Annotated in this window: 3 protein-coding genes; all 3 read left to right on the top strand. The window is 35.2% G+C overall.

What is annotated here, in order from left to right:
* The coding region (locus E1171_RS04020) for a GNAT family N-acetyltransferase (protein WP_155204348.1) at positions 1-515 on the top strand (515 nt) is incomplete at its 5' end.
* A 126-nt stretch (positions 516-641) separates the two neighbouring features.
* On the top strand, positions 642-824 hold the full coding sequence (locus E1171_RS04015) for a DeoR family transcriptional regulator (RefSeq protein WP_155204343.1): 183 nt from the start codon (positions 642-644) through the stop codon (positions 822-824).
* 1 nt (position 825) lies between these two features.
* Positions 826-1251, top strand: a complete 426-nt coding sequence (locus tag E1171_RS04010) for a DUF1801 domain-containing protein (protein WP_155204341.1) — start codon at positions 826-828, stop codon at positions 1249-1251.
* Positions 1252-1642 lie beyond the last annotated feature (391 nt).

The following is a 1642-nucleotide window of genomic DNA, read 5'->3' as shown; positions in this document are numbered from 1 at the left end:
CGAAAAATTACATTTTGAAAGAAATAATTTCCTCAGATATTGAAAATATTCATAGGGGATTATCAAACCCTAATATTACCAAATATTATGATGTACACTTCCCTACGCTTGAAGCAACTAAAGAACAAATGGAGTGGTACGAGGATTTAAAGAATAGTGGAACAGGAGTTTGGTGGAGTATATATGACAAAGAAGAAAATCAATTTTGCGGTGCAGGAGGATTTAATGGTTTAGATAAAAAGCACAAAAAAGCGGAAATTGGATTTTGGTTATTACAAGAATTTTGGGGCAAAGGAATAATGAAGGCAGTAATGCCAAAACTTTTTGAAATTGGCTTTACAGAATTAAACTTAAATAGAATTGAAGGTTATGTCGTAAGTCAAAATATAAAATGTAAAAATGCTCTGGAAAAAATTAATTTTAGTTACGAAGGGACAATGAGAGAATCTGAAATTAAAAATGGAGAAAAAATAAGCGTAGATTTTTACTCAATCTTAAAATCTGAATGGGAGTAAAACGAACTACAACAATGGCGAGCAGCCATTCTTTGCCAACTAACGAAAGCCGATATCATAAAACACAGCAGCCAGCCGGGCCGTTGTAGCCAATTATATACAAGGCCTATGTTAAACCACATTAAGATGAATGTCATACAAACAACTGTCAAAGGAGAATTAGTTAAAAGATTGATTGTAAAATATTGGTCAAAAATTTGGGAAATGTTTTTAGATAGAATCTATACTGCCGAATTTGAGATTATTAGAGAAAAAGCCCAAGATCCAACAAATGTAGAAGGGGACTTTTATGTAGACGTAAATAGTTAGAATGAGAAAATTAGAAGTTATAACAGATCCAAAAGTGGAGGAGGTATTTGCCAATTATCCCGACTTTGTTCGGGAAAAATTGCAAAGGTTGCGAGAATTAGTCATTGAAACAGCGGAAGAAGAAGGCATTCAAAAACTAGAGGAAACAATAAAGTGGGGAGAACCAAGTTTTGTTACCAAAAATGGGAGTACCTTAAGAATAGATTGGAAAGAAAAAACACCCCATCAATATGCAATGTATTTTCAATGTACAAGTAGATTGGTAGATACGTTTAGATTAATTTTCGACCAGAAATTTCAATATGAAGGAAAACGGGCTATTATCTTTCAGTTAAAACAGAATATTCCTGTTGAAGAATTGAAAGCGTGTATAAAAGCATCTCTGATTTATCATAAGGTAAAACACTTAATGACCCTGGGAATCTGAAATAAAAATGCCAATGGCTAACAATGTATGAACGCAAAAGCGCGTAAGGCAGGAAAACCTAATTAAATGAAAAAAACTAATATCAATTACAGTCATAAAAGTTCTTAGGATCGAACTAGCAAGCTCTTATGCATGGTGAAGGAAGAGATAGTGCCTTTGAATGGTGATTGTAGCTAGGGGAGGACTTTAAGGAGTCAAAACCTTGTTATTTGCTGTGGATTAATAGTCGCGGAAAGGAGCAGGGGCTGCCGGAGTCATAGGGCTGCCCTGCTAATAGAAGGAGGAAGTAAGAACATGGGAGGTCCGTTGCCATTAGGTTTAGTAGCCACCATTTAATCTGGGCACAGTTTTTCGGATAGTGTGACACTATCCGGAAAACTGTGTAAGTAGG

It is taken from the genome of Xanthovirga aplysinae, from assembly GCF_009711365.1.
GTDB classification, from domain to species: domain Bacteria; phylum Bacteroidota; class Bacteroidia; order Cytophagales; family Cyclobacteriaceae; genus Xanthovirga; species Xanthovirga aplysinae.
The sequence above is the reverse complement of the archived record's forward strand: the minus strand, read 5'-3'. Positions and strand labels throughout refer to the sequence as shown.

Coding starts and splice junctions, on each gene's coding strand:
- E1171_RS04015 (WP_155204343.1), top strand. CDS start 642: ATGAATGTCATACAAACAACTGTCAAAGGAGAATTAGTTAAAAGATTG.
- E1171_RS04010 (WP_155204341.1), top strand. CDS start 826: ATGAGAAAATTAGAAGTTATAACAGATCCAAAAGTGGAGGAGGTATTT.